The organism is Pradoshia sp. Z4_20 (assembly GCF_058216035.1).
Window position 1 is genome coordinate 18,153 of record NZ_JBZAJD010000009.1, and the last position, 22,773, is coordinate 40,925.

General features: G+C 38.1%; 27 protein-coding genes, 2 riboswitches and 1 other annotated feature (1 of these 30 cut by a window edge). Of the genes, 13 read left to right on the top strand and 14 right to left on the bottom strand.

The annotated features are described in order from the left end of the window. The first annotated feature begins 81 nt into the window (after window positions 1–81). Entirely contained in the window at window positions 82–213 is a 132-nt protein-coding gene (locus AC4BHP_RS16255) for a hypothetical protein (RefSeq protein ID WP_257469186.1), read from the top strand. A gap of 33 nt (window positions 214–246) precedes the next feature. On the opposite strand, the gene AC4BHP_RS16260 is transcribed toward AC4BHP_RS16255, so the two are convergent. From AC4BHP_RS16260 to yidD, 4 genes are all read right to left on the bottom strand, one after another. Then, a complete protein-coding gene (locus AC4BHP_RS16260; protein WP_066109205.1) occupies window positions 247–450 on the bottom strand; it encodes a hypothetical protein in 204 nt (67 codons plus the stop codon). A 17-nt stretch (window positions 451–467) separates the two neighbouring features. Further along, window positions 468–629 (bottom strand): DUF1540 domain-containing protein, encoded by a 162-nt coding sequence (locus tag AC4BHP_RS16265; RefSeq protein WP_077248189.1) that lies wholly within the window; start codon window positions 627–629, stop codon window positions 468–470. Window positions 630–738: 109 nt separating this feature from the next. Then, window positions 739–1,698, bottom strand: a complete 960-nt coding sequence (locus AC4BHP_RS16270) for a metal ABC transporter solute-binding protein, Zn/Mn family (protein WP_066109202.1) — start codon at window positions 1,696–1,698, stop codon at window positions 739–741. A 109-nt stretch (window positions 1,699–1,807) separates the two neighbouring features. Further along, entirely contained in the window at window positions 1,808–2,041 is a 234-nt protein-coding gene (yidD, locus tag AC4BHP_RS16275) for a membrane protein insertion efficiency factor YidD (RefSeq protein WP_066109201.1), read from the bottom strand. Window positions 2,042–2,177: 136 nt separating this feature from the next. On the opposite strand from yidD, the gene AC4BHP_RS16280 reads away from it, so the two are divergent. Next, entirely contained in the window at window positions 2,178–2,651 is a 474-nt protein-coding gene (locus AC4BHP_RS16280) for an S-ribosylhomocysteine lyase (protein ID WP_066109199.1), read from the top strand. Window positions 2,652–2,694: 43 nt separating this feature from the next. On the opposite strand, the gene ytzI is transcribed toward AC4BHP_RS16280, so the two are convergent. Both ytzI and AC4BHP_RS16290 read right to left on the bottom strand, forming a co-directional pair. Next, complete coding sequence (gene ytzI, locus AC4BHP_RS16285) at window positions 2,695–2,868, bottom strand: YtzI protein (RefSeq protein WP_139063879.1); 174 nt, start codon at window positions 2,866–2,868, stop codon at window positions 2,695–2,697. 156 nt (window positions 2,869–3,024) lie between these two features. Next, window positions 3,025–3,267 carry a DUF6154 family protein gene (locus AC4BHP_RS16290; protein ID WP_066109196.1) on the bottom strand — a complete coding sequence of 81 codons (243 nt, stop codon included), beginning with the start codon at window positions 3,265–3,267 and terminating at the stop codon, window positions 3,025–3,027. Between the two features lie 245 nt (window positions 3,268–3,512). On the opposite strand from AC4BHP_RS16290, the gene ytkD reads away from it, so the two are divergent. Then, window positions 3,513–3,986 (top strand): RNA deprotection pyrophosphohydrolase, encoded by a 474-nt coding sequence (gene ytkD / locus AC4BHP_RS16295; RefSeq protein WP_490553398.1) that lies wholly within the window; start codon window positions 3,513–3,515, stop codon window positions 3,984–3,986. On the opposite strand, the gene AC4BHP_RS16300 is transcribed toward ytkD, so the two are convergent. Genes AC4BHP_RS16300 through AC4BHP_RS16310 form a run of 3 tightly spaced genes read right to left on the bottom strand, consistent with a single transcriptional unit; the run spans window position 3,981 to window position 6,548 of the window. Further along, window positions 3,981–4,796 (bottom strand): ABC transporter permease, encoded by an 816-nt coding sequence (locus tag AC4BHP_RS16300; RefSeq protein WP_066109189.1) that lies wholly within the window; start codon window positions 4,794–4,796, stop codon window positions 3,981–3,983. The genes ytkD and AC4BHP_RS16300 overlap by 6 nt on opposite strands. After that, window positions 4,786–5,553: an ABC transporter ATP-binding protein gene (locus AC4BHP_RS16305; protein WP_066109186.1), complete on the bottom strand. Its 768-nt coding sequence runs from the start codon at window positions 5,551–5,553 to the stop codon at window positions 4,786–4,788. The genes AC4BHP_RS16300 and AC4BHP_RS16305 overlap by 11 nt, the downstream gene beginning before the upstream one ends. Window positions 5,554–5,573: 20 nt before the next feature. Further along, a complete protein-coding gene (locus tag AC4BHP_RS16310; protein ID WP_066109273.1) occupies window positions 5,574–6,548 on the bottom strand; it encodes an ABC transporter substrate-binding protein in 975 nt (324 codons plus the stop codon). 145 nt (window positions 6,549–6,693) lie between these two features. Here AC4BHP_RS16310 and AC4BHP_RS16315 point away from each other — a divergent pair, with 145 nt between their 5' ends. Next, window positions 6,694–7,524, top strand: a complete 831-nt coding sequence (locus tag AC4BHP_RS16315; protein WP_066109183.1) for an alpha/beta hydrolase family protein — start codon at window positions 6,694–6,696, stop codon at window positions 7,522–7,524. 18 nt (window positions 7,525–7,542) lie between these two features. Beyond that, a complete protein-coding gene (locus tag AC4BHP_RS16320; protein ID WP_066109181.1) occupies window positions 7,543–7,785 on the top strand; it encodes a DUF2584 domain-containing protein in 243 nt (80 codons plus the stop codon). A 136-nt stretch (window positions 7,786–7,921) separates the two neighbouring features. Here the strand turns inward: AC4BHP_RS16320 and pckA are convergent, their stop codons facing one another. After that, entirely contained in the window at window positions 7,922–9,511 is a 1,590-nt protein-coding gene (gene pckA / locus AC4BHP_RS16325) for a phosphoenolpyruvate carboxykinase (ATP) (RefSeq protein ID WP_139892774.1), read from the bottom strand. A gap of 378 nt (window positions 9,512–9,889) precedes the next feature. Continuing rightward, window positions 9,890–10,018, top strand: a riboswitch (SAM riboswitch). A gap of 133 nt (window positions 10,019–10,151) precedes the next feature. On the opposite strand from pckA, the gene metK reads away from it, so the two are divergent. Together metK and asnB are read left to right on the top strand one after the other, a co-directional pair. Further along, on the top strand, window positions 10,152–11,351 hold the full coding sequence (gene metK, locus AC4BHP_RS16330) for a methionine adenosyltransferase (protein WP_139892775.1): 1,200 nt from the start codon (window positions 10,152–10,154) through the stop codon (window positions 11,349–11,351). Between the two features lie 197 nt (window positions 11,352–11,548). Next, entirely contained in the window at window positions 11,549–13,444 is a 1,896-nt protein-coding gene (asnB, locus tag AC4BHP_RS16335; RefSeq protein ID WP_490553405.1) for an asparagine synthase (glutamine-hydrolyzing), read from the top strand. Here asnB and AC4BHP_RS16340 read toward each other — a convergent pair. Together AC4BHP_RS16340 and AC4BHP_RS16345 are read right to left on the bottom strand one after the other, a co-directional pair. Beyond that, complete coding sequence (locus AC4BHP_RS16340; RefSeq protein ID WP_077248188.1) at window positions 13,441–14,292, bottom strand: C39 family peptidase; 852 nt, start codon at window positions 14,290–14,292, stop codon at window positions 13,441–13,443. The two genes, asnB and AC4BHP_RS16340, sit on opposite strands and share 4 nt — an antisense overlap. Before the next feature lie 103 nt (window positions 14,293–14,395). Further along, a complete protein-coding gene (locus AC4BHP_RS16345; RefSeq protein ID WP_066109168.1) occupies window positions 14,396–14,926 on the bottom strand; it encodes a gamma carbonic anhydrase in 531 nt (176 codons plus the stop codon). Window positions 14,927–15,036: 110 nt separating this feature from the next. On the opposite strand from AC4BHP_RS16345, the gene AC4BHP_RS16350 reads away from it, so the two are divergent. From AC4BHP_RS16350 to AC4BHP_RS16370, 5 genes are all read left to right on the top strand, one after another. Beyond that, entirely contained in the window at window positions 15,037–15,840 is an 804-nt protein-coding gene (locus AC4BHP_RS16350; protein ID WP_066109165.1) for an alpha/beta hydrolase, read from the top strand. A 22-nt stretch (window positions 15,841–15,862) separates the two neighbouring features. After that, window positions 15,863–16,945, top strand: a complete 1,083-nt coding sequence (locus AC4BHP_RS16355; RefSeq protein WP_066109162.1) for a tetraprenyl-beta-curcumene synthase family protein — start codon at window positions 15,863–15,865, stop codon at window positions 16,943–16,945. Window positions 16,946–16,972: 27 nt separating this feature from the next. Then, window positions 16,973–17,974, top strand: a complete 1,002-nt coding sequence (locus AC4BHP_RS16360; RefSeq protein ID WP_066109159.1) for an LLM class flavin-dependent oxidoreductase — start codon at window positions 16,973–16,975, stop codon at window positions 17,972–17,974. A gap of 48 nt (window positions 17,975–18,022) precedes the next feature. Next, a riboswitch (cobalamin riboswitch) is annotated at window positions 18,023–18,168 on the top strand. Window positions 18,169–18,346: 178 nt separating this feature from the next. After that, window positions 18,347–19,399 (top strand): FecCD family ABC transporter permease, encoded by a 1,053-nt coding sequence (locus AC4BHP_RS16365; RefSeq protein ID WP_066109155.1) that lies wholly within the window; start codon window positions 18,347–18,349, stop codon window positions 19,397–19,399. Then, the gene (locus AC4BHP_RS16370) at window positions 19,393–20,184 is read left to right on the top strand and encodes an ABC transporter ATP-binding protein (protein WP_490553408.1); all 792 of its coding nucleotides are present in this window, start codon (window positions 19,393–19,395) and stop codon (window positions 20,182–20,184) included. Before AC4BHP_RS16365 ends, AC4BHP_RS16370 begins: the two co-directional genes overlap by 7 nt. 41 nt (window positions 20,185–20,225) lie before the next feature. Here the strand turns inward: AC4BHP_RS16370 and mnmM are convergent, their stop codons facing one another. Beyond that, on the bottom strand, window positions 20,226–20,792 hold the full coding sequence (gene mnmM, locus AC4BHP_RS16375; RefSeq protein ID WP_066109149.1) for a tRNA 5-(aminomethyl)-2-thiouridylate-methyltransferase MnmM: 567 nt from the start codon (window positions 20,790–20,792) through the stop codon (window positions 20,226–20,228). Continuing rightward, the gene (gene mnmL, locus AC4BHP_RS16380) at window positions 20,782–21,756 is read right to left on the bottom strand and encodes a tRNA modification radical SAM protein MnmL/YtqA (protein WP_066109146.1); all 975 of its coding nucleotides are present in this window, start codon (window positions 21,754–21,756) and stop codon (window positions 20,782–20,784) included. Before mnmL ends, mnmM begins: the two co-directional genes overlap by 11 nt. A 184-nt stretch (window positions 21,757–21,940) precedes the next feature. On the opposite strand from mnmL, the gene AC4BHP_RS16385 reads away from it, so the two are divergent. Next, a complete protein-coding gene (locus AC4BHP_RS16385) occupies window positions 21,941–22,204 on the top strand; it encodes a YtzC family protein (protein ID WP_066109143.1) in 264 nt (87 codons plus the stop codon). 568 nt (window positions 22,205–22,772) lie between these two features. After that, window position 22,773: a binding site (T-box leader), on the top strand; it runs 223 nt beyond the window's last position.

A 22,773-nucleotide genomic window follows, 5' to 3' on the forward strand; every position in this document is an offset into this window, starting at 1 on the left:
GAATATTGGGTGTTGGACTTATTCAATTCGGCTATCAAATCCTGTATAATGGAAAAAAAGACATAAGAAGGCGGGGAAGAAATGGCTCGTTCGAAAAAACAATACTTGATTGCTGAGATCTTGTTGCGTCGCGGACTCCCATTATCAGTTATAACCGCAATAACAAATGTGGCAGAAAAAGAAGTTGTCGAATTAGTAAAGAAAAGTTACTAAGGGAAAAGCGCCTGGGTCACAGGGCGCTTTTCTTTATTGATTTATTTCTTCTTCCAGTAAACCTAATTCCAATCCCCGTTTAGCTATAAGCTGGTCTACTTCCTTCGGTAATTCATCAAGGGATCCGAATTCGGTACTCCAATAATTCGTAAAAGAGTCCACGCATATAGGAAATGTTAAGGAATTGGAATTTTGTAAATCCTCGTTAAAATTTCGGAGTATGTGATTGATATCCATTTATGACAGCCTTTCGTTTATAAAAAGTCAGCTGGGCGAAAGGTTTTGCATCCAGTATCGCCACTTTTATAAGCACGTTCCTCTGAATACATATTTACTTGAATTTTTTCTGCTGCACATTTATTCCCTTGTTTCCAAAAGTGGCAGGAATTCACAGAGCATTTAACACCATTTGGCATAAAAAATCTCTCCTTTCTTTTGTTAGAATGCTTCTTTTCACCTCTTATATGTAAAGTAAATACAGGAAGAAAAAAGCCCGAATCCAAAAGAATTCGGGCTTTTACGTGATTAATCATTTAAAGCTTTTTGCAGTGAGTCTAAATTATCCTTCGCGATTGAAAAATAATCGCGTTCTGAATCAATATCATCCTGAGTCAGGATAGATAGATTATGAATAGGCAATGCAGTCAAATTAGCCTCTTTTTTAATAATATCCGTTAATTTACTATTTATATTCTGTTCAACTAAAATATATTTAAGTTGATGTTCCTTGGCAGTATCCACTAACTTCTCAAGTGATTTTTGAGTAGGCTCTTCGGATGTAGATATACCGGAGACGCTTATTTGATCTACATCATAACGTTCTTCCCAGTATCCAAACGCAGCATGAGAAACAAGGAATTCATCATGAGGTGCTTCGCTGAATACCTTTGTATATTCTGTATTTAACTCATCGAACTTTTTAGCCAGTGTTTCGTAATTTTCCTCGAAGGCACTTTTTTGTTCAGGCATTTTCTCAATCAGTGTGTCTTTAATATGTTCAGCCATTTCTTTTGCATATAGTGGATCTATCCATAAGTGCGGATCGACTGTACCATGATTATGGCCGTCGTCTTCGTGCTCATGATCTTCATGTTCGTGCTCTTCATGTCCATGAGTATCAAGATTTACTTTTTCACCAATAGCTATCATTTCCACATTTTCGTTTCCCAATGTTTTGGTCACGTTATTTACAAAGCCTTCTAAATTGTATCCAACGTAATAAAATAAATCAGACTCTGCGATATTGATAATATCCTTTTGTGTTGGTTCAAATGTATGTTCATCTACACCTGCCGGATAGATAGAAGATACATTTACATGTTCACCACCTATTTGCTCAGCCATATACTGTAATGGATAAACAGTTGTATAAATAGAAAGCTGGTTTTCATTTTTAGTATCAGCCGTGCTATTATCGCTGTTGCATCCGGAAAGAAAAATAGATGCACCAAGTATGAGTGCGAATATAAATGATATTTTTTTCAATGTAGTATCCTCCTGTTAATCGTATTCATTACGATTTGTTAAGCAAAAATATAAATCGAAAAGATTACGATTTGCATATCTAGTATGATACACGGCTTTTTCTTGTAAATCAAGAGTCTTTTTTTTCTTGTTTTTCAGGTACAGGATCAAACCCGCCGGCATGCAGTGGATGGCATTTAGAGATTCGTTTTATGGTTAGCCAGGTCCCCTTTACTGGTCCGAAACGCTCAATTGCTTCAAGGCCATATTGAGAACATGTTGGATAAAATCTACAACTTGGCGGCTTCATAGGTGAAATGGCCACTTGATAAAAACGGACTAGTTTTAGTAATATTTTTTTCATAATATGAACTTCCTTAATTAGAATGTTTAGATACAACCATATCATAATGCCTGAAAGGGCAAACTTCAAACTTTAGAGATGAAATATTGATGGAGAAAAGGTAAAATTAGTAATAAGTTTAAAAGGAGGTTTTATAATGCCATCTGTTGAAAGTTTTGATTTGGACCATAATGCTGTTAAGGCCCCGTATGTTCGTCATTGTGGTGTTCATAAAGTAGGAAGCGATGGAGTTGTTAACAAATTTGATATTCGTTTCTGCCAGCCAAATAAACAGGCCATGAAGCCAGATGCGATTCACACTTTAGAGCATCTGTTGGCGTTTAATATCAGGAAATATTCTGAGGGTTATTCTCACTTTGATATCATTGATATTTCACCCATGGGATGCCAAACTGGATTTTATTTGGTGGTCAGCGGTGAGCCAACTGTTGAAGAAATCATAGATGTGCTTGATAAAACCATGAAAGAAGCTGTTGAGATAACTGATATTCCTGCGGCTAACGAAAAACAATGCGGTCAAGCCAAGCTTCATGACCTTGAAGGTGCAAAAAAGTTGATGAGATTTTGGCTGACACAAAGCAAAGAAGATTTAAAACAAGTATTTGCATAAACAAAGTCGAATCCCCTTTTTATCTGGGGATTCTTTTTTGCGCTTATTCATGTGGTTCAGATGTGCGAACCTCTTCTTTACCACTCAAATGCGGATTTTGATCTAATGGATCAATAGTGTGCTTGTATTCGTATGCTTTTGTTGTGACAAGTGCAGTAACCCCTATTATTAGGACTATAATAATTGCCCCTATTATAAATATTCCTGTCATCCCCATATGCTTTCCCCCAGTCTTTATGACCTCTATTATATCATTGCTGTTACATAGAAATGACCTATATCTTACCATATCGTTTTTCGGGGTCTCTGTGAATTTATTTAAAAAACTAAAAAAACCTCCTATTTTTAGAAGGTTTCGCTATGTAATCCTATCTTAGTGCAAATATTTTGATACAGGCGGCTGTACATCATCATTTGCAAATCGCTTTTTAAGGCTATCAATTATGTATATCCCCATTAAATTATATAGCTCCCGATCTTCCAGTTCATTAATTAATTGCATAACATCCTTACGATCAAGCTGTTCTAAAACGGCTAAAGCCAAAATATCAATATCTTCATCATCGCCAGTTAGTTTATCTCGATACAATTGGTATAGTTCATCAATGAAATTCACTGCTAAGAACTCCTTTCAATTTTTAGATCACGATTCATATAGTAATTATTTACCCCAACCTTTATAAATGTACTCTACTTATATTGAAAATATTATTGATTCCATCCTTCATGACTATATTTGTTATATTTTTAAGAAAGTGTGTTGTAAAAGTAAGCTTCTAATTGATTTATTCCTTATAAATTATATAAGAGCCAGTTTTGCTATAATTGAAAGAAACAATTAAGAGAGAAGTGTAGAGATAGATGGACATATTTAAGGATATCCATGGAAATAATGTCTATTTTCATGATGAACAAGGTCAATTTGAAAAAGAAGCTCGTCATGTATTCGTCATATGCCGCTATAAAGGGAAATGGGTTCTTACCAACCATTCCAAAAGAGGGCTTGAATTTCCCGGAGGCAAGGTGGAAAACAATGAAACCCCTGTTCAGGCTGCCATACGTGAAGTATATGAGGAAACAGGGGGAGAAGCAAAGCAGTTAATTCCAATTGGCGAGTATAAAGTAATCGACCCAGCGGGTTCCTTTGTTAAAGCAGTATTTTATGCCGAGCTTACTGCCCTTACGAAGAAAGAAGATTATCTGGAAACAGAAGGGCCCGTTTTACTGTCAGAACTGCCACATGATTTTCAAACGAGCACCCAATATAGCTTCATTATGAAGGATCAGGTTGTTTTGAAATGTCTGGATAAAATAAGCCGGTTAAAATTTTTATGATAAGCGGTCGCGGATTAACTTAGCTTCAACAAACTCGACCATTTTATACATAATCGTTGCAAATACAGCTATAACGAGTAATGCCATTAAAACAAGGGTGAAATTAAATACCTGGAATCCATAAATGATTAGATAGCCAAGTCCTTGTGAAGAAACAAGAAATTCTCCAACTATGACACCAACCCAGGCTAAACCAACATTAACCTTTAGTGTCGATATAATGACTGGAAAGGAATACGGCAAGACAGCTTCCTTGAAGATGTGCATGCGGCGAGCATTAAACGTTTCCATTACCTTTATATAATTGGGATCGATTTCCTTGAAGCTCGTGTAGACGACTATAGTCGTAACGATAACTGAGATAATGATTCCATTGGTGATAATGGATATTAATCCAGGGCCCATCGCCACAATAATAATGGGTCCAAGGGCTACCTTAGGCATAGCATTGAAGATGACTAAATAGGGATCCAGGACCTTTGAAAGCATTGGAGACCACCACAAGGCAACAGCTAGCAGTGTCCCTAGTAGAGTGCCTAAAATAAAGCTGATGACTGTTTCGAACAAGGTAAGTCCGAGATGGCTGAGCAAACTGCCATCCTGTATTTTTTCAATCAGCATTTCAACGACATTGGAAGGTGAACTGAACAGGAGGGGATCTATCCAGTAAAAATGGCTGGCTATTTCCCAAAGAGCAAAAAATAAAACAAAGATAACACCCTGATACAGCCATACTTTATGCTGGTTGGTTTTTAATTGTTGGATATAGTTCTTGTGAAGGGTATTAATTTTAAGTTTATTATCCGTCAAGCTGCTCCATCTCCTTCCATATAAGCTGGAACACATCTGAAAAGGCTGGATGATTTCTTGCATTAAATGGGGATAGCCCTTTTAACTCGTTTGGAATATCAAATTCTTTGTGAATTTTTCCTGGTTTTGGAGAGAGGAGGAAGACACGATCACTCATGGCTACTGCTTCTCCTATATCGTGAGTAACTAAAATAGCCGTTTTTTTAAACGATTTTAATGTACTTGATACGATATCTTCAAGCTTTAGTTTGGTTTGTAAATCTAAAGCAGAAAAAGGTTCATCTAAGAGGAGCAGAGTAGGGTTAGTGGCCAAAGTTCTAACTAGGGCAACTCGTTGGCGCATTCCTCCTGATAGCTCCCTTGGAAATTTAGTCAATACATCCTTCAGGCCGATTTCTTCTAATAGTGATATGGTTTGTTCTTCGTGCTTTTGGTCGAGCTGCTTTAATAATTTTAATCCTATCAATATATTTTCTTTAATGGTCTTCCAGGGAAATAAATAATCCTGCTGCAGCATATATCCAATATCCTGGCGATGGATGAGGACATCCTTCCCGTATAGCTTAACACTTCCTTCGGTTGGCTTAAAAAGGCCAGATATAATGGATAGAAGGGTTGTTTTACCGCAGCCGCTTGGGCCAAGGAAGGAGATGAATTCTCCCTCCTCAATACTCATTGATATATTCTCTAAAGCAATTGATGTTTGCGATTTAGATAAATAGAGATGAGATACATTCTCTATCGACAATAAAGGCATAATCCCTGCCTCCTTAGCTCCTATTTTGAAACTTCTTCAGCGATTTCTGTATTTACGAGTGTTTTATGATCGATATAGGAATCGATTTCTCCTGCTTCTTTCATGATATCCTGCAGATTTAACCATTCTTCCTCATCAAGAATTGGATTTAAGGCAAAGGACTCCTGTGACTTGTAACGGTCAATGGCCATTTCAATAATCTCTACGTCTGTATCTTCAAAATATGGGAGAATAGCTTTTGCTACTTCAGCGGAATCTGTTTCTTCAACCCATTTTTGTGCTTTATAAATCGCTTTTGTAAAACGTTTAACGATATCTTCATTTTCCTTCATATAGCTTTCCTTTGCCATGAAGGTGGTGTATGGAACATGGCCGGATTCTTTTCCAAAGGAAGCGACAATATGTCCTTTTCCTTCTTTTTCAAAAACACTTGCCTGAGGTTCGAATAGCTGTACATAATCACCTGTTCCTGATGCAAAGGCATTGGCGACATTGGCAAAATCAATATTTTGAATTAATTTCAAATCCTTTTGAGGATCAATGCTGTGTTTTTTCAGTACAAACTCTCCAACCATTTGTGGCATACCGCCTTTCCTCTGTCCGAGAAATGTACTGCCCTTTAGCATGTTCCAGTTAAATTCCTCTATTTTTTCTCTGGATACAAGAAAAGTTCCATCTGTTTGAGTTAATTGGGCAAAATTAATAACAGGATCTCTTGAATTTTGTCCATGAACATAAATAGAAGTTTCTGAGCCAACAAGCACGATATCAGCTCCGCCTGATAGTAGAGCAGTCATTGTCTTATCACCGCCCCATGCAGTCTGCAGGTCTACATCAAGCCCTTCGTCCTTAAAAAATCCTTTGGCCAGGGCGACATATTCAGGTGCATAAAAAATAGAGCGTGTGACTTCTGCTACTTTGACTTTTGTCAATTCTTCAGTCGACTTATTTTCTTTACAGGCCGATAAACTAAAGATGAGCAGAATGGACAGCATACAGAAGAAGCTGGTTTTAAGATAATATTTCAAGGGAATTTCCTCCTTAGTAGGCAGTATGTATGCCAAAGTGTAGTTAATCGTATTGTATGTGTGGTATATATTTGTGTGAATGCCTATAGAACTTTGTAAAGGAGCCCGGATTATGGATGAAGTAAAATCATCGCTAGGTAGTATCGTAGATAGAAGTCGATATCCATCGCCACATCCGGATATAAATCTATATATTGTCACGTATTTATCGAATGGGTTAAGGGTTAAGGGGCTATTAGCTGAGCCAAAAAAAAATGATGAAATAATGGACGGATTTTTATATTTACGCGGAGGCATTAAAAATGTTGGGAAGGTCCGTCCAGGGCGTATCATTCAATTCGCAAGTCAGGGGTTTGTTGTTTTTGCCCCCTTTTATCGTGGCAACCAGGGTGGAGAAGGAGAGGAAGATTTTGCAGGAGAAGATCGTTGGGATGCTATTGCAGGTTTTGAACTTTTAAAGCAACATCCCAAGGTTAATCCAAAAAAGGTCCATATTTTTGGATTTTCTCGAGGCGGGATTATGGCCTTGTGGACAGCTATATACTGCCAGGACGCTGCTTCACTTGTCACGTGGGGGGGAGTTTCCGATATGGTTCTGACCTACATAGAGAGAATTGATTTAAGAAGAATGCTGAAAAGGGTCATTGGAGGTACGCCAAACAAGGTGCCGGATGAATATAAAGCCCGTACACCCTTGTATGAAATTGAAAAAATACCATGTAATGTTCTAATTATTCATGGCGAGAAGGATAAGAACGTTTCGGTTGAACATGCCAATCTATTAAGAAACAGACTGCAGGATCTCGGCAAGAGCGTCGATGTGTGGTACCTTAAGGACTATACACATTATCTACCTCCTAGAATAAATCGGCAAATCGTCACGGATTTAACGAAATGGATGAAAGAAGCCGCTTCAAATGATACCATTGAAATAAATAAATGAAGCAGGGGAGTGAGAGAATTGGGTATGCCAATGGAATTGAATACTCTTATAGTGACAAAGGCTAATGAAAAAAGGGTTGAGGAAAATCTATTCGTCCTAAAAAAAGAAGGATACCGCCTATATCCAATTGAAATTCCGATTGATATCCGAAAAACTCTGGATGGAGAATCGAGAGGAACGGCACGGATAAAAAAAGTGGAATGGGAAAATAACTGCACAACCATTACATATGAGTTGATTTCTTTAAATTCCAGTAACTAAATTGAATAGAAACTAAAGAAAACAAACCTTCATCCAGAATTACATTGGGCGGTGGGTTTGTTTTTAAATTTAGACAAATAAAATAGTGCCTCAGGAAAGCCATTTCTTTTTGGCTTCCTAAGACACCGCTAGTTCTTTAAAAGGTAATTGGTCCACCTTTAGATTCAATTTCAGAACTGATATTTTTAAATTCCTTGAAATTTTCTCTGAATTTATGTGCAAGCTCATTCGCCTTTTCATAATAGGCTTCTGGATCTTTCCACGTTTTCTGCGGCTGTAAAACTTCATCAGGTACTCCAGGTACGTGTAAAGGAATCGCTAAGCCAAATATTCTGTCTTGTACCGTTTCGATATTGGCTAGTTCTCCTTCCAATGCAGCTTGAATCATCAATCGTGTATAAGAAAGCTTCATGCGGCTACCTGTCCCATACTCTCCTCCAGTCCAACCGGTATTAACCAGATATACCTGAACTTGATGTTCCTCAATATTTTTGCCAAGCATCTCAGCATATTTAGTTGGATGCAATGGTAAGAATGGTGAACCGAAGCAGGTAGAAAACGTAGCCTGTGGTGAAGTGATTCCGAGTTCAGTCCCTGCCAATTTACTCGTATAACCGCTTAGAAAATGATACATTGCCTGTTCTTTGGTTAACTTGCTGATTGGAGGCAGAACACCAAAAGCATCAGCAGTTAAAAAGATGATTGTATTGGGATGGCCCGCTATACTAGGTGTGACGATGTTCTGCATGGCTTCGATAGGGTAAGCTGCCCGGGTATTTTCAGTTAACATTCCATTATCATAGTCAGCAATTCTCGTATCTTCATCTACAACCACATTCTCTAGTACAGAACCAAAGCGTATGGCATTAAAAATTTGAGGCTCTTTTTCCTGTGTGAGATTGATGCATTTTGCGTAACAGCCGCCTTCAATATTAAATACACCATCAGGAGACCAGCCATGTTCGTCATCACCTATAAGGCGGCGATTTGGATCGGCTGATAAAGTAGTCTTTCCAGTGCCGGATAGGCCAAAGAAAAGAGCTACATCTCCCTCGAAACCTACATTTGCTGAACAATGCATAGAGAACACATTTTTCTCAGGCAACAGGTAATTCATGATTGAGAAAATGGATTTTTTCATTTCACCTGCATACTCGGTGCCTCCAATTAAGACGACTTTTTTCTCAAAAGAAATGATGATAAACGTCTCAGATTGTGTACCGTCCACGAGAGGGTTTGCTTTAAAACCTGGTGCTGAGATAATAGTAAACTCAGGAGAATGATTTTCAAGCTCTTCTTTAGTGGGGCGGATAAACAGCTGATGTACAAATAAATTGTGCCAGGCATATTCATTGATTACTTGTATAGGAAGGCGGTAGTCTGTTGCAGCCCCAGCAAACCCATTAAATACAAATAATTCATCTCGTTTTTCGAGGTAATCGATAACTTTATCATATAATTTAGAGAATGCGTCTTCAGATATTGCTTGATTGACGCTTCCCCAGGCTATTTTATCTTTAGTGGCAGCTTCCTCTACAATATATTTATCCTTTGGAGATCTGCCGGTATATTTACCTGTTTCGGCTTTAATCGCTCCAGTAGATGTGAGGATGCCCTCTTTTCTGGTTAATACTTTTTCAACTAATTGTGGCACTGAAAGCTGAATGTGAATATTATCATGAGTAAGTAATTGTTTCAATTCATTGGAAACTCCTACACTGTTCATAAGGTATCATCCTTTTCCAGAATTTTGGTAAGCATATTATATGGAAAATAGTATAACACATTTAATCGATTTATCCATACTAATTGTGTTAATTTTCAAAAATATGGTTTAATATAGTATATAAGAATAATTATTATTGTTTTCATTGGTGAAAGAATAGGGATATTAGTCAATATTGATGGATAAATAATAAAGTATATTTATTTGAATATTCGTAAATTAATTATATCAATATCATAATTGAAATGCGAATTTTAAGTTCTGACTGTACTTCTTTTAGAAAAAGGATGAAGCTAAAGTTTTATCTTAACAATATATTCCTGTTTATTTATTGACAGAAAATGATGGATAAGATAATATATACATTTGATATGGATACTCTTATCAAGACTCGGTGGAGAGACGAGCTCTATGAAGCCGGGGCAACCTGCAGTTTGATTCCTTATAATGGAAATCACGCAAAGGTGCTAACTTGATGCAAGGTTATAATGCCTTGAACGATGAGAGTGAAAGGCAGATTTCTGAGACTCAGACCTTTCCTCTTTTCTTTATAAAGGGGAAAGGTCTTTTTTCGTATAATCAGGAGATAATTAAAGATAATGAGTAGCCATAAACAGGGAAACTGAAGGAGGAAATATACATGTCTAATAAGAGACATTTGTTTACATCAGAATCTGTAACAGAAGGTCATCCGGATAAAATTTGCGATCAGGTTTCTGATGCCATTTTGGATGAAATATTAGCAAAGGATCCAAATGCAAGGGTAGCCTGCGAAACATCTGTTACCACTGGATTAGTTTTAGTAGCGGGAGAAATCACTACTTCTACGTATGTGGATATTCCAAAAATTGTACGTGACACAATCAAAGGGATTGGTTATACACGTGCAAAATATGGTTTCGATGCAGAAACATGCGCTGTCTTAACCTCTATTGATGAACAATCTGCAGATATCGCCCAAGGTGTAGACCAAGCTTTGGAATCAAGAGAAGGCACGATGTCAGATGAAGAGATTGAAGCAATTGGGGCGGGAGATCAGGGTCTAATGTTCGGTTTTGCCTGCAACGAAACAGAAGAATTAATGCCTCTTCCTATTTCTCTTGCTCACCAATTATCTAGAAAGCTGGCTGAGGTTCGTAAACAAGAAGTTCTTCCATACTTGCGCCCTGATGGAAAAACACAAGTCACAGTGGAATATGATGAAAATAAAAATCCGGTAAGAATTGATACCATCGTAATCTCTACTCAGCATGACGCGGAAACAACACTGGATCAAATTAAGAAAGACTTAAAAGAACAAGTAATTAAACCGGTTGTTCCTGCTCACCTTATTGATGAACAAACTAAATATTTTATTAACCCAACGGGCCGTTTTGTTATTGGAGGTCCACAAGGGGATGCAGGCTTGACTGGCCGTAAAATCATTGTTGACACGTATGGTGGATACGCACGTCACGGTGGTGGAGCATTCTCTGGTAAAGATGCTACAAAAGTAGACCGTTCTGCTGCCTATGCAGCCAGATATGTAGCTAAAAATATTGTAGCAGCAGGTCTTGCAGATAAAGCAGAAGTTCAGCTGGCTTACGCGATTGGTGTAGCTCAGCCAGTATCTATATCCATTGATACGTTCGGTACAGGTAAAATTGAAGAGGAAAAATTAATTGAATTAGTACGTGCTAACTTTGATCTGCGCCCTGCAGGAATCATAAAAATGCTTGATTTAAGACGTCCGATTTATAAACAAACAGCAGCTTACGGACATTTTGGACGTAATGATTTAGATCTTCCTTGGGAGAAAACTGATAAAGTAGAAGTACTGCGTACGGAAGCTAACATCTAAGATAAACAGCATAAACATTTCAAGAAAGAGGGATAAACCCTCTTTCTTTTTTTGTCTAAATATGGTAATATTAGGAAACTATGAAATCGGGTATAATGGATCGTATTTTGTCGGGACCCTAGCTCATATCTAAAATCTAATTCTTTGATATTTTTAAATGAAAAACAGTCGAAAGTAAAGGTAGTGAGTGAATAATAATGTGTGGATTTGTAGGATGTATGCATGATCACCAACAAGCGAATCAGGATTCAGAACTAATTAAAAGTATGAATGACTTGATTACGCATAGAGGGCCGGATGACGAGGGGTATTATATAGATGAACATATCCAGCTTGGTTTCAGAAGACTAAGCATCATTGATATTGAATGTGGACATCAGCCCTTAACGTATGAAAATGAACGCTATTGGATTGTTTTTAACGGAGAAATATACAACTACTTGGAATTGAAAGTAGTGCTGGAAAAGGAAGGCATGGCGTTTTCTACAAATTCAGATACTGAAGTAATCCTGGCGGCATTTGTTCAATATGGGGAAAAGGCAGTTGAAATGCTTCGTGGGATGTTTGGGTTCGTGATTTGGGATAAACAGGAGAAATCTGTTTTTGGTGCCCGTGATCCATTTGGGATTAAACCATTTTTTTATAAGGAAGATGGGGATAAGACCTATTTTGCTTCTGAAAAGAAAAGTATTATACACGCTATAGAAAAACAAGAATTGGATCATGTGTCTCTGCAGCATTATCTTACCTTTCAATTTACTCCAGAACCAGCAACGATGACAAAGTATGTGAAAAAATTATTGCCTGGACATTGCTTTACAAAGAAAATTGGAGAACCTATGGAAATCCGCCAATATTGGAAAGCAGAATTTAAACCTATTCTGCGCAGTGAACCAGATTGGATTAAAGAAATTCAAGATGTGATGTATGACAGTATCAGCATGCATATGCGCAGTGATGTACCCGTTGGTTCATTTCTTTCAGGTGGAATTGATTCTACAATCATCGCATCCATAGCTAAAGAATTTCATCCTGGAATTAAAACATTCTCAGTTGGATTTGAACAGAATGGTTTCAGTGAAATTGATGTAGCTAAAGAAACAGCTGACAAGCTTGGGGTAGAGAATATCAGCTATATTATATCGCCGCAGGAATATATGAGGGAACTGCCGAAAATTATGTGGCATATGGATGACCCGTTGGCAGACCCCGCTTGTGTTCCTTTATATTTCGTGGCAAGGGAAGCGCAAAAGCATGTAACGGTTGTTCTGTCAGGTGAAGGAGCGGATGAATTATTCGGAGGATACAATATTTACCGTGAGCCTCAATCCTTAGCCATGTTTAATAAAATTCCTGTACTTATGAAAAGAGCGCTAAAAAGAATTGCTGCCATGATGCCTGAAGGTGTAAAAGGCAAAAGTTTTATAGAGCGCGGCTGTACGCCGATTGAAGAACGCTATCTTGGAAATGCCAAGATGTTTATGGAGGAAGAGAAGGGGCAATTATTCAAATTATATAAATCAAAGCTGGATTATACTGCGATAACACATCCGTTCTACGCAGAAACACCCGAATATGATGATGTGAGCAGAATGCAGTATATTGATATTCATACATGGCTGCGCGGAGATATATTAGTAAAAGCTGATAAGATGACGATGGCACATTCTCTTGAGCTTCGAGTGCCATTCCTTGATAAAAAAGTATTTGAGGTGGCATCCGGAATTCCAACTGATTTAAAAACTGCTCATGGAACGACCAAATATATACTTAGAAAAGCTGCAGAGGGAATCATTCCTGACCATGTATTAAATCGTAAGAAACTTGGTTTTCCAGTCCCTATCCGTCATTGGTTAAAAAATGAAATGTATGAATGGGCGATTACAATAATAAAAGAAAGCCAAACAGATCATTTGCTGGATAAGCAAGTCATTATGAATCTGTTCAATAATCATGTTACAGGTAAAGCGGATAATAGCCGTAAACTATGGACTGTATTGGTATTTATGATATGGTACTCTGTATATGTCGAAGAAAAATATCCTTTCCAGGCATTAGCTGAAAAGGATATGATAAGTGACCCAATCCATTAATCTTTATAGGTTATAGCCTGTTTTCCCATTTGCACCCACGCTTTTTCAAAATCAGCGGAGGGTGCTTTTTTATTTTTAATTCCTGTTAAGGGATCGTTAAAATAAATATAATGCTGATCATATCCCGTCACTACGACAGAATGCTCCTTATAAGTAATCGATATTTTCCCATTTGGTGTTTTCCAAGTATGGAAATAGGATGGATCCAGTTTTTCATAGGCTGTATTTATGATAACCCAGACTGGCCGATTGGTTGAGAGATACTTTTTGATTTGGTTGAAATCTCCATTGGTAAAATCGATTATTTTGCCAGGCATATAATGCTCAGCAAGTTTTTTTATAGGCTTATGATACACTCCGAGGCCAGGTTTATTAGTTGAATACATATCTCCAATAAATCCATCATTAGGATCACCGTAATGGATTTCACCATTTATTTTTTTTATTTTAGCTGGATTTTTTTTTATTTGCTGGGCAAGTTTTAATTTATCAGCATCCAATCCGGAATATTGAAGAAGCATAGCCAGGCTGGTTACTTCACATCCTCTTGGGAGCTCGGGCTGCTGTTTAACGATCGGCACATCAAGAAGTACTTTATCTTTGGCAGGAGGTTTTGCAGGTCGATTATCTTTGGTAATAGAAGTTGTTAAGCTTACTGACTTATCAATCATATTATTAATTTGATGAGCAAAGGAGTAATTTGAGTTATAGACCTTCCAGCCTGTATACAGGAAAGTGCCTATCAAAGAGATAACAATCAAAATAGATAGTGGCTGATATTGACGCCATAGGACCAAAATGATTGAAATGATACTAAATAACATGAAAATCAAAATGAAAGTATTCATAATCCTACTCCTGAAATTGATTTTAAAAAGGTGTATCATTTATAGCTAAATAATAAAGGGAATGGGTATACAATAAAGAGTATACCCTAATGAGGAATGATAATTAGTTATTCTCTTTTAAAGGTTGTATACTTGAATAATAGCGTGCTTTTTCTGCGTATTCCTTATTTATTCTTTCCATGTCTTTACGATCATCATCTGTTAATTCACGAATTACTTTAGCAGGTCTGCCGAAAGCGAGTGTGTTTGGTGGGATTTTTTTACCTTGAGATACTAAACTGCCTGCACCGATGAAGGCACCTTCTCCTATTTCAGCTCCGTCAAGAATAATGGAGCCCATCCCAATCAAAGCATTTTTCTTCACATGGCAACTATGGAGAATGACTTGATGGCCTATCGTTACATTATCTTCCAGTACTAATGGGTTGTTGGGACTTTGATGGAGGACTGAGTTATCTTGAATATTAACATTTTTACCGATAATCACAGGAGCGACATCACCTCTAATGACTGTGTTAAACCAAACACTTGAATTTTCACCGATTGTGACATCACCACTGATAACTACATGATCCGCTAAATAAGCAGTTTGATCGATGGAAGGAATTTTATCTATATATTGATATAATTTCATTACAAAACCTCCGTTTTCTACTGTAAAATAGATAGTTAATAAAAGTGTACATATAAAGCGGTACAGTGTAAATAAAATAAAGCTAAACATCATACAGGAGGAGTTCATCTATGAAAAAGTGGGAAGCTGAGGGGAAAGCCTATGGTGTAATCGTGATTGTTCACGGCGCCATGGAGCATTCAGGCAGATATAAATGGTTAATTGAAAGATGGCTATCAGAAGGGTATCACGTAATTATTGGAGATTTGCCAGGTCAGGGAATGACTTCACGTGCAAATCGAGGGCATATTGATTCATTTGAGGATTATATTGATGAGGTTGATTCATGGGTGAACGAGGCTTATACATTTGGTTTGCCTGTATTCATGCTGGGTCATAGCATGGGAGGACTCATCATCATTAACATGCTTCAACTTAAAGAATATAATTTAGCGGGTATTATCCTATCTTCACCATGCTTTGGAACATTAATTCATCCTCCAAAATTACTTGAATCCATGTCAAAGGTTTTAAATCTTGTTTATCCTACATATAAAAAACCTTCAGGATTAACGGTTGAAATGGCAACGAGAAATCCAGAAGTTATTGAATTTGATTTGAACGATTCACTCTACATCACAAGTGTATCAGTCAGATGGTATCGTGAATTAATTTCAGCTATGAAGGATGCCTTTGATTTTGATGAGGATTTCCCGGATATTCCTGTTCTTGTTATGCAGGCAGGGGACGACAAAATAGTGGACAAGGCTATGGTTAGAGAATGGTTTAACTACTTTCCGGCATCCGAAAAGCATTATAAAGAATGGCCTAAGCTGTATCATGAAATATTTAATGAGCCAGAGAGAGAAGATGTATTTCTATATGCAAAGAGCTTTATTGAAGCGAGATTGCGCAATATAGGGTATATCGTTTAAGGGGTTAGGAGATGGGACACAAATGAAATTACCCACTAGTGATATCAGCTTAGTAAAGAATGTATACAGAAATGTATTTCCAGTTGTTCATCGGGAACTCGCGAGTTGGCAGGCAAAGGCAGAAAAAATCCCTAATGAAGAGCTGCGTACACAGGCCTTATCCAGTATTGCCCACAAAACTTTTCATTGCGAGGGTGGTTCTATATTAGCTCTCGCAGCAGGTGAAAAAAAAGATGATGTCATTCGATTTATTGTTGCGTATCAAACAATCAGTGATTATCTTGATAATCTATGTGACCGCAGTACCTCACTTGATCCTAATGATTTTACGCTATTGCATCAATCTATGAAGGATGCTCTTAATCCGGAGGCCCTGACGAGAAATTATTATGAACTCAGAGAGGAGCAGGAAGATGGCGGGTATTTAGTCGAGTTAGTAAAAACCTGTCAATCTGTTCTTTCAAATATGGTGCATTATCAACATATCGAGCCTTTTTTGAAAAAGCTTTGCACCTTTTATTGTGATTTACAAATACATAAGCATGTTACGTGGGAAGAACGGGTACATAGATTAGAAACCTGGTTCAATGAAAATAAACAGCAGCTTCCAGAAGGTTTGTCATGGTATGAATTCAGTGCTTGTGCAGGATCTACTCTGGGCATCTTTTGTTTAGTTTCATATGCAGTGCGTGATAATTTTACTGAACATTTGGGGAAAGACATATATGAATCTTATTTTCCTTATGTGCAAGGATTGCATATTATGTTGGACTATTTTATTGATCAGGAGGAGGATCGCCAAGGCGACGATTTAAATTTCTGTTTTTATTACGAAACGGAAGAGCAACTGATTGATAGACTTTGTTATTTTGTTGAAAAAGCCAATTTAGATGTCACAAAAATACCGGACAGCAAGTTCCACAGCATGATTAACCAGGGATTATTGGGTATTTATCTAGCCGATTCCAAGGTGAAAGACCAGTTGTCGGTTAAGCAATATACTAAAAAAATGTTAAGCCTGGGTGGCCGTTCAGCGTATTTCTTTTATTGGAATAGTAAGCTGTATCATGCGTTTAAGAGAATGAAAAAGAATAGGCGAGTCTAGCATTCAATACTAAGGGGATGGAGCAAAATGGTGAAATTAAGTATTCTAGACCAGTCACCGCGCTCTGTTGGAGAGCCTTCAGAGCAGGCACTTGCTAATACGGTCAAACTGGCAAAATTGGCTGAGGAGTGGGGATACTCAAGATTTTGGGTCAGCGAGCATCATGATAGTCAAGGCTTGGCAGGATCTTCCCCTGAGATATTGGCAACATGGATTGCTGCTCAAACAGATAAAATAAGAGTTGGAACAGGCGGTGTTATGCTGCCTCACTACAGTGCTTATAAAGTAGCTGAAAACTTCAGAGTATTATCTGGTTTAGCTCCAGGAAGAATAGATTTGGGAATCGGCAGGGCTCCTGGAGGGATGCCAAGAGCAACGCGAGCGTTGCAGGAGGGGAGAGTACAGGAACTGCATCGTTTTCCTGACCAGGTAGATGAGTTATCCTGGTATCTCTATGATCAAATACCGGAATTGCATCCTCTATATGGGTTATCGGCGACACCTACCATTACATCTCCGCCGGAATTGTGGATGCTTGGATCTAGTTCATCTAGCGCAGCTCTTGCAGCTCATAAGGGTATACCCTATAATTTTGCTTTGTTTATTAACAGTGAATATGCTGAAGAAAATATGAAGCATTACCATGAAGCATTTCGACCTACAGAGTTAGTACAGAATCCATCAGGTATGGTTACTGTATTTACAGTTTGTGCGGAATCGGACGAAGAGGCAGAATATCTGGCTGGTTCATTGGATTTATCGATGCTGTTTCTTTCACAGGGAATTATAAGAGAGGGAACACCTCACCCAAAAGAAATTCATGAAATGTCATTATCGCAGTTTGAGAAAGCTCGGATTGATTACAACAGAAGCAAGATGATTATCGGTTCTCCTAAAATGATTGGAGAAAAAATTAGAGAGCTGAGTGAACGCTTCTTTACAGATGAAATTATGCTTGTGACAATCACCCATTCATACGAGGCTAAAGAAAACTCCTTCAGATTAATTGCCAAAGAACTGTTGAAATAATAGTGGATTTGCCATTAGTCAATCAATCTATTAGAATAAGAATAAAATCTAATAAATCACTTTAAAAGTGCCTCGGTACACGAGGGTAAAAGGGAAAACGGTTCAAATCCGTTGCAGCCCCCGCTACTGTACTTACTAAATCACAAGTCTGATTTAGTAAAAGCCAGGAAACCTGCTTTTAGAGTTTTAGTACTTATTTTTCGGAGGGAAAAGTAGGCTTATTGTATTCACAGGCGTGAAAAAGTGAATCCTTAGCTCAATACCATCCTGAGCTAAGGATTTTTTATGTGTTGTAGCTTATAATCTTGTTTTAAAGTGCATGAATAATCCGAGGTTCGCCGCCAGGAGTAAAGAGGAATTGAAGTATAAGTTATGAATAATAAAAATAGAACAACCGGTATTTATTTTGGGAGTATCCTGTTTTTGCTGCTCGCTGCGTTGCTCGGCCTGTTTATAGGCAGCGTGGACATGTCATTTAAAGATATTCTTGGGATTCTCTTGAAGAACGTGACCGGCCAGGAATCCTTCTATACCGGTCCAAAAAATATAGAAATGATTATTTGGAATATACGATTACCCCGGGTATTAATCGCTTTATTTGTGGGTGCCTCACTGGCACTTGCCGGTGCTGCCTTTCAGGGGCTTTTGCAAAATCCACTCGCTGATCCATATACTATTGGAATTTCTTCCGGTGCATCGGTTGGGGCAGTGATTGTTCTATTCTTTAATATCGAATTTGCTCTTTTTGGTCAGTTCACATTGCCGCTTGTTGCAATCGTGTTTAGTTTTATAACCTTGTTTATTGTATTTGGTATTACAAAGGCAGCTAGTGTTACCTATGCAAATGAGACCATTATTTTAGCCGGTATAATTATGAATTCATTCATTGGCGCTGTGGTCTCACTTATCATTGCGCTATCCTCAGGAGATCAAATGAGGGAAGTATTAAACTGGCTGATGGGCAGTGTGGCTATGAAAAATTGGGGACACGTCAGTATATTGATTCCCTTTTTTATTATAGGAGCTTCCATAATTTTATATCATTATCGTGAACTAAATGGGATGGCTCTTGGAGATCAATCCGCTCAATATAATGGTATCGATGTGAAACGAAAGAAAATAATCATTATTATCGGGGCTGGACTATTAACGGGTGCAGCAGTTGCCGTATCAGGAGCTATTGGCTTTGTTGGACTGGTTATTCCACATCTTGTTCGCCTTCTTGCTGGTGCTGATCATCGCCACTTACTGCCATTATCCATGATTATTGGAGGTGGATATCTCGTATTGGCTGACTTGATTGCACGTACGATTATCAACCCGCAGGAATTACCAATCGGTGTCATTACTGCCTTAATCGGTGCACCTGTATTTACAATCTTACTGATTAAAGAACGCATAAAAAGAAGGAATTTGACATGTTAACCGTAGGGAGCCTCAGTGCAGGCTATCATAAAAATAAGCAAGTGCTTCAGGACTTATCTATTAAGGTTGAGAGCGGAGAATTTTTTGCTCTTCTTGGTCCAAATGGAAGCGGTAAGACGACATTGATTAAAAGTATATTGGGAAAAATGGAATATAAAGAAGGGACTTCAATCATTAATGGGAAAAGGACCTCATCCTATAAAACCGGAGAATTGGCTAAAATTGCTGCCGTGTTAAGTCAGGAACATATGGTGGGTATAGATTTTACGGTGGAAGAAATCGTACTATTAGGCAGGTATCCTTATCAGGAGAAGGGATTTTTTAATCATTACCGTAGTGAGGATTACGCAATTGTTGATGAGTGTCTTGCTCAGACAAACACGCTGAAATTTAAGTATACATACTTTTCGTCATTAAGCGGAGGGGAAAAGCAACGTGTCCTTTTAGCAAAGGCTTTGGCCCAGCAGCCAAAGCTCCTGTTTCTCGATGAACCTACAAATCATCTGGATGTAAAGCATACAATCGAATTGTTAAATTTATTAAAGAGGCTCCAGCTTCAAAATGGGCTGACGATTGTCGCCATCCTCCATGATTTAAACATGGCAGCTTTATATGCAGATAGATGTGCTTTGCTTAAGGATGGAAGGAAGGTGGCGGAGGGTGGAATAGATTTACTTTATGATGAAACATTGCTTTCATCTGTATACGAGGTAGATTTGGTAAGTCGCCCTCATCCTATTACGGGAACACCGCAGATCTTTTTTACCCCTGAGAACTTTAAATGATTATATATAAAAAGTGTGAGCATCCATAAGCTCACACTTTTTTAACGTTTTTCGATAGCGATAATAAATGGCGGATTGTTTTTTTGATTCATAAATCGGTATTCCAGCACATGGGCCGTATCCTGTGGAAGCTCTGTAACGAATTTGATTAATTCGTCACGTTCAATGTCTCCGCCGGGATGACCGTGATAGATGACAAGAACTATGATGCCTTCAGGCTCCATAATTTTGAGTAATGACGTTACAGCCTGAATCGTAGTAGGAGCGGTTGTAATAATTTCTTTATCGCCGCCAGGCAAATAGCCTAAATTAAAGATTGCGCCTGTAACAGATTTGCCAGTTGGGATAAATTCCTGTAAACGCTCATGACCTGCATGAATTAGTGTTACCCGCTCCTGAAGCTCATTTGTCATCAGTCTCTCTTCCGTTTTTTGCAAGGCAGATTCCTGAATGTCGAAGCTGTATACATGTCCATCCGGACCAGTTAAATTTGCTAAAAATACGGTGTCATGCCCATTGCCCATCGTACAATCAATGGCTATATCACCAGGTTTAACTGCTTTTTCAAGCAATAGTCTTGCGAAGGGAAGGATACGATCAAGCTTCATTTATGACAGCATCCTTACTTGGCACATAAAATTTACCTTGATAACTATTGCGACGCTTTAATTCAGCATCGATAGCATTTAATACTTCCCATTTATTAACGCTCCACATTGGTCCAACCATCAAATCAATCGGACCGTCACCGGTAATACGATGGACAATCATTTCAGGCGGAAGGATCTCCAACTGATCACAGACAAGATTGACATATTCATCTAACGAAAGGAATTCCAGCATTCCTTTTTCGTATTGTTTTACCATTGGAGTGCCCTTTAAGAGATGCAATAGGTGAATTTTAATTCCCTGTACATCCAGTTTAGCAACTTCTTTAGCTGTCTCCATCATCATTTCTGGAGTTTCAAGCGGCAATCCATTAATAATATGGCTGCAAATGCGTATACCGTGTTTCCGAAGTTTGTTTACTCCCTCTACATAGGTTGGATAATCATGTGCACGGTTTATGATATTAGCTGTTTTCTCGTGAACAGTTTGCAGACCAAGCTCAACCCACAGGTAAGTACGTTCATTTAATTCAGCTAAATATTCTACAACATCATCAGGCAGACAGTCTGGACGAGTGGCAATGGATAATCCGACTACACCTTCCTCGTTCATGACGGTTTCGAATTTTTCCCGTAACACCTCGACTGGTGCATGGGTATTTGTATAAGCCTGGAAATAGGCCATATACTTGCCGTCCTTCCATTTTTGGTGCATTTTTGCTTTTATATCGGCAAATTGTTTTTGCAGATCTTCAGCACGATTGCCGGCAAAATCACCGGATCCAGCGGCACTGCAAAATGTACAGCCACCAAAAGCTACCGTGCCATCACGATTTGGACAATCAAATCCACCATCAAGAGCTACTTTAAATACCTTGTGACCAAATTGATTGCGGAGATGATAATTCCATGTATGATAACGTTTGTCGTCACTAGCATATTGAAAAGGGTTAACCTGTTTCATTACAAAAACCCCCTGTTTAGATTTCAAGAACATAAACTCCATTTTACCATGCTGATGTATACTTTCCAATTGACTATTATTAGCAGCTATTTAAAAATCATTAATCTTTTCAATTTCAAAGGGGCATAATGGATAATGGATGAGCTTTTGTAAACCAATCCAATGAAAAAAGGAGAGGGTATCTTTGGCTACACGAAAATCCATGGGTGAGTGTATGGAGCGATGTACTAATGCAATTGAATTCGCAGAAGAGCAATATAAGGAGTCTGCAAAACAGGAGCATTACAATGAAGCAGGATATACTGAGGCATTGGTCAGATTGGAAAATTCATTTAATGAGTTAGAAGCAATGGATCATAGTGCAAATGATCAACAGCGTGATATGTTGAACCGTATGAAAATACAGGTTCAGGATATTCAGCATGCAATGGTTGTTCGCAGACGCTAAGGGGTATTCACTATGCGGAGACGTTCTAACATAACAACCCTGAACAAAAGACTCGAATGGCATTAATAATCAAGATATCGAGGCCGGTGAAGATCAAGATATTATAAAGAAGGCTAAAAAGATGAACGAAGCATCTGGAGGCCAACAAACTAAAGCAACAGTTCATCCAAAGCAATACAAATAAACCAGCAGGCACAGTCTATATGGCTGTGCTTGTTGGTTTATTTGTATACAAGTGAGTTATGGGGATAATGAATGCGGCGGAGAATCCAGCCGGATGAAAGACTAATTCAGCCAGATGAGTGAGTAGATCAGCAAAATGAGAGGAATCCAGCCAATCGACAAAGGAATAGAGCCGGATATGCCCATAATCCAGCCAAATAAAGGATTAATCCGGCCAAAATTGAGATTAATCCAGCCCCCAGTTTCCCTCGCCAATCACACATAAATTTTTATCAAACCTGTATAATCGATGCTATATTTGTCAATGATTGAAAAAACAGTCTAAATTGACTTGAACTTTTTAGCGGATTTACATACAATGAATGTATATATTTTTTGAATCATAT

Coding starts and splice junctions, on each gene's coding strand:
- AC4BHP_RS16255 (WP_257469186.1), top strand. CDS start 82: ATGGCTCGTTCGAAAAAACAATACTTGATTGCTGAGATCTTGTTGCGT.
- AC4BHP_RS16260 (WP_066109205.1), bottom strand. CDS start 450: ATGGATATCAATCACATACTCCGAAATTTTAACGAGGATTTACAAAAT.
- AC4BHP_RS16265 (WP_077248189.1), bottom strand. CDS start 629: ATGCCAAATGGTGTTAAATGCTCTGTGAATTCCTGCCACTTTTGGAAA.
- yidD (WP_066109201.1), bottom strand. CDS start 2,041: ATGAAAAAAATATTACTAAAACTAGTCCGTTTTTATCAAGTGGCCATT.
- AC4BHP_RS16280 (WP_066109199.1), top strand. CDS start 2,178: ATGCCATCTGTTGAAAGTTTTGATTTGGACCATAATGCTGTTAAGGCC.
- ytzI (WP_139063879.1), bottom strand. CDS start 2,868: ATGGGGATGACAGGAATATTTATAATAGGGGCAATTATTATAGTCCTA.
- ytkD (WP_490553398.1), top strand. CDS start 3,513: ATGGACATATTTAAGGATATCCATGGAAATAATGTCTATTTTCATGAT.
- AC4BHP_RS16305 (WP_066109186.1), bottom strand. CDS start 5,553: ATGCCTTTATTGTCGATAGAGAATGTATCTCATCTCTATTTATCTAAA.
- AC4BHP_RS16310 (WP_066109273.1), bottom strand. CDS start 6,548: ATGCTGTCCATTCTGCTCATCTTTAGTTTATCGGCCTGTAAAGAAAAT.
- AC4BHP_RS16315 (WP_066109183.1), top strand. CDS start 6,694: ATGGATGAAGTAAAATCATCGCTAGGTAGTATCGTAGATAGAAGTCGA.
- pckA (WP_139892774.1), bottom strand. CDS start 9,511: ATGAACAGTGTAGGAGTTTCCAATGAATTGAAACAATTACTTACTCAT.
- metK (WP_139892775.1), top strand. CDS start 10,152: ATGTCTAATAAGAGACATTTGTTTACATCAGAATCTGTAACAGAAGGT.
- asnB (WP_490553405.1), top strand. CDS start 11,549: ATGTGTGGATTTGTAGGATGTATGCATGATCACCAACAAGCGAATCAG.
- AC4BHP_RS16340 (WP_077248188.1), bottom strand. CDS start 14,292: ATGAATACTTTCATTTTGATTTTCATGTTATTTAGTATCATTTCAATC.
- AC4BHP_RS16345 (WP_066109168.1), bottom strand. CDS start 14,926: ATGAAATTATATCAATATATAGATAAAATTCCTTCCATCGATCAAACT.
- AC4BHP_RS16350 (WP_066109165.1), top strand. CDS start 15,037: ATGAAAAAGTGGGAAGCTGAGGGGAAAGCCTATGGTGTAATCGTGATT.
- AC4BHP_RS16355 (WP_066109162.1), top strand. CDS start 15,863: ATGAAATTACCCACTAGTGATATCAGCTTAGTAAAGAATGTATACAGA.
- AC4BHP_RS16360 (WP_066109159.1), top strand. CDS start 16,973: ATGGTGAAATTAAGTATTCTAGACCAGTCACCGCGCTCTGTTGGAGAG.
- AC4BHP_RS16365 (WP_066109155.1), top strand. CDS start 18,347: ATGAATAATAAAAATAGAACAACCGGTATTTATTTTGGGAGTATCCTG.
- AC4BHP_RS16370 (WP_490553408.1), top strand. CDS start 19,393: ATGTTAACCGTAGGGAGCCTCAGTGCAGGCTATCATAAAAATAAGCAA.
- mnmM (WP_066109149.1), bottom strand. CDS start 20,792: ATGAAGCTTGATCGTATCCTTCCCTTCGCAAGACTATTGCTTGAAAAA.
- mnmL (WP_066109146.1), bottom strand. CDS start 21,756: ATGAAACAGGTTAACCCTTTTCAATATGCTAGTGACGACAAACGTTAT.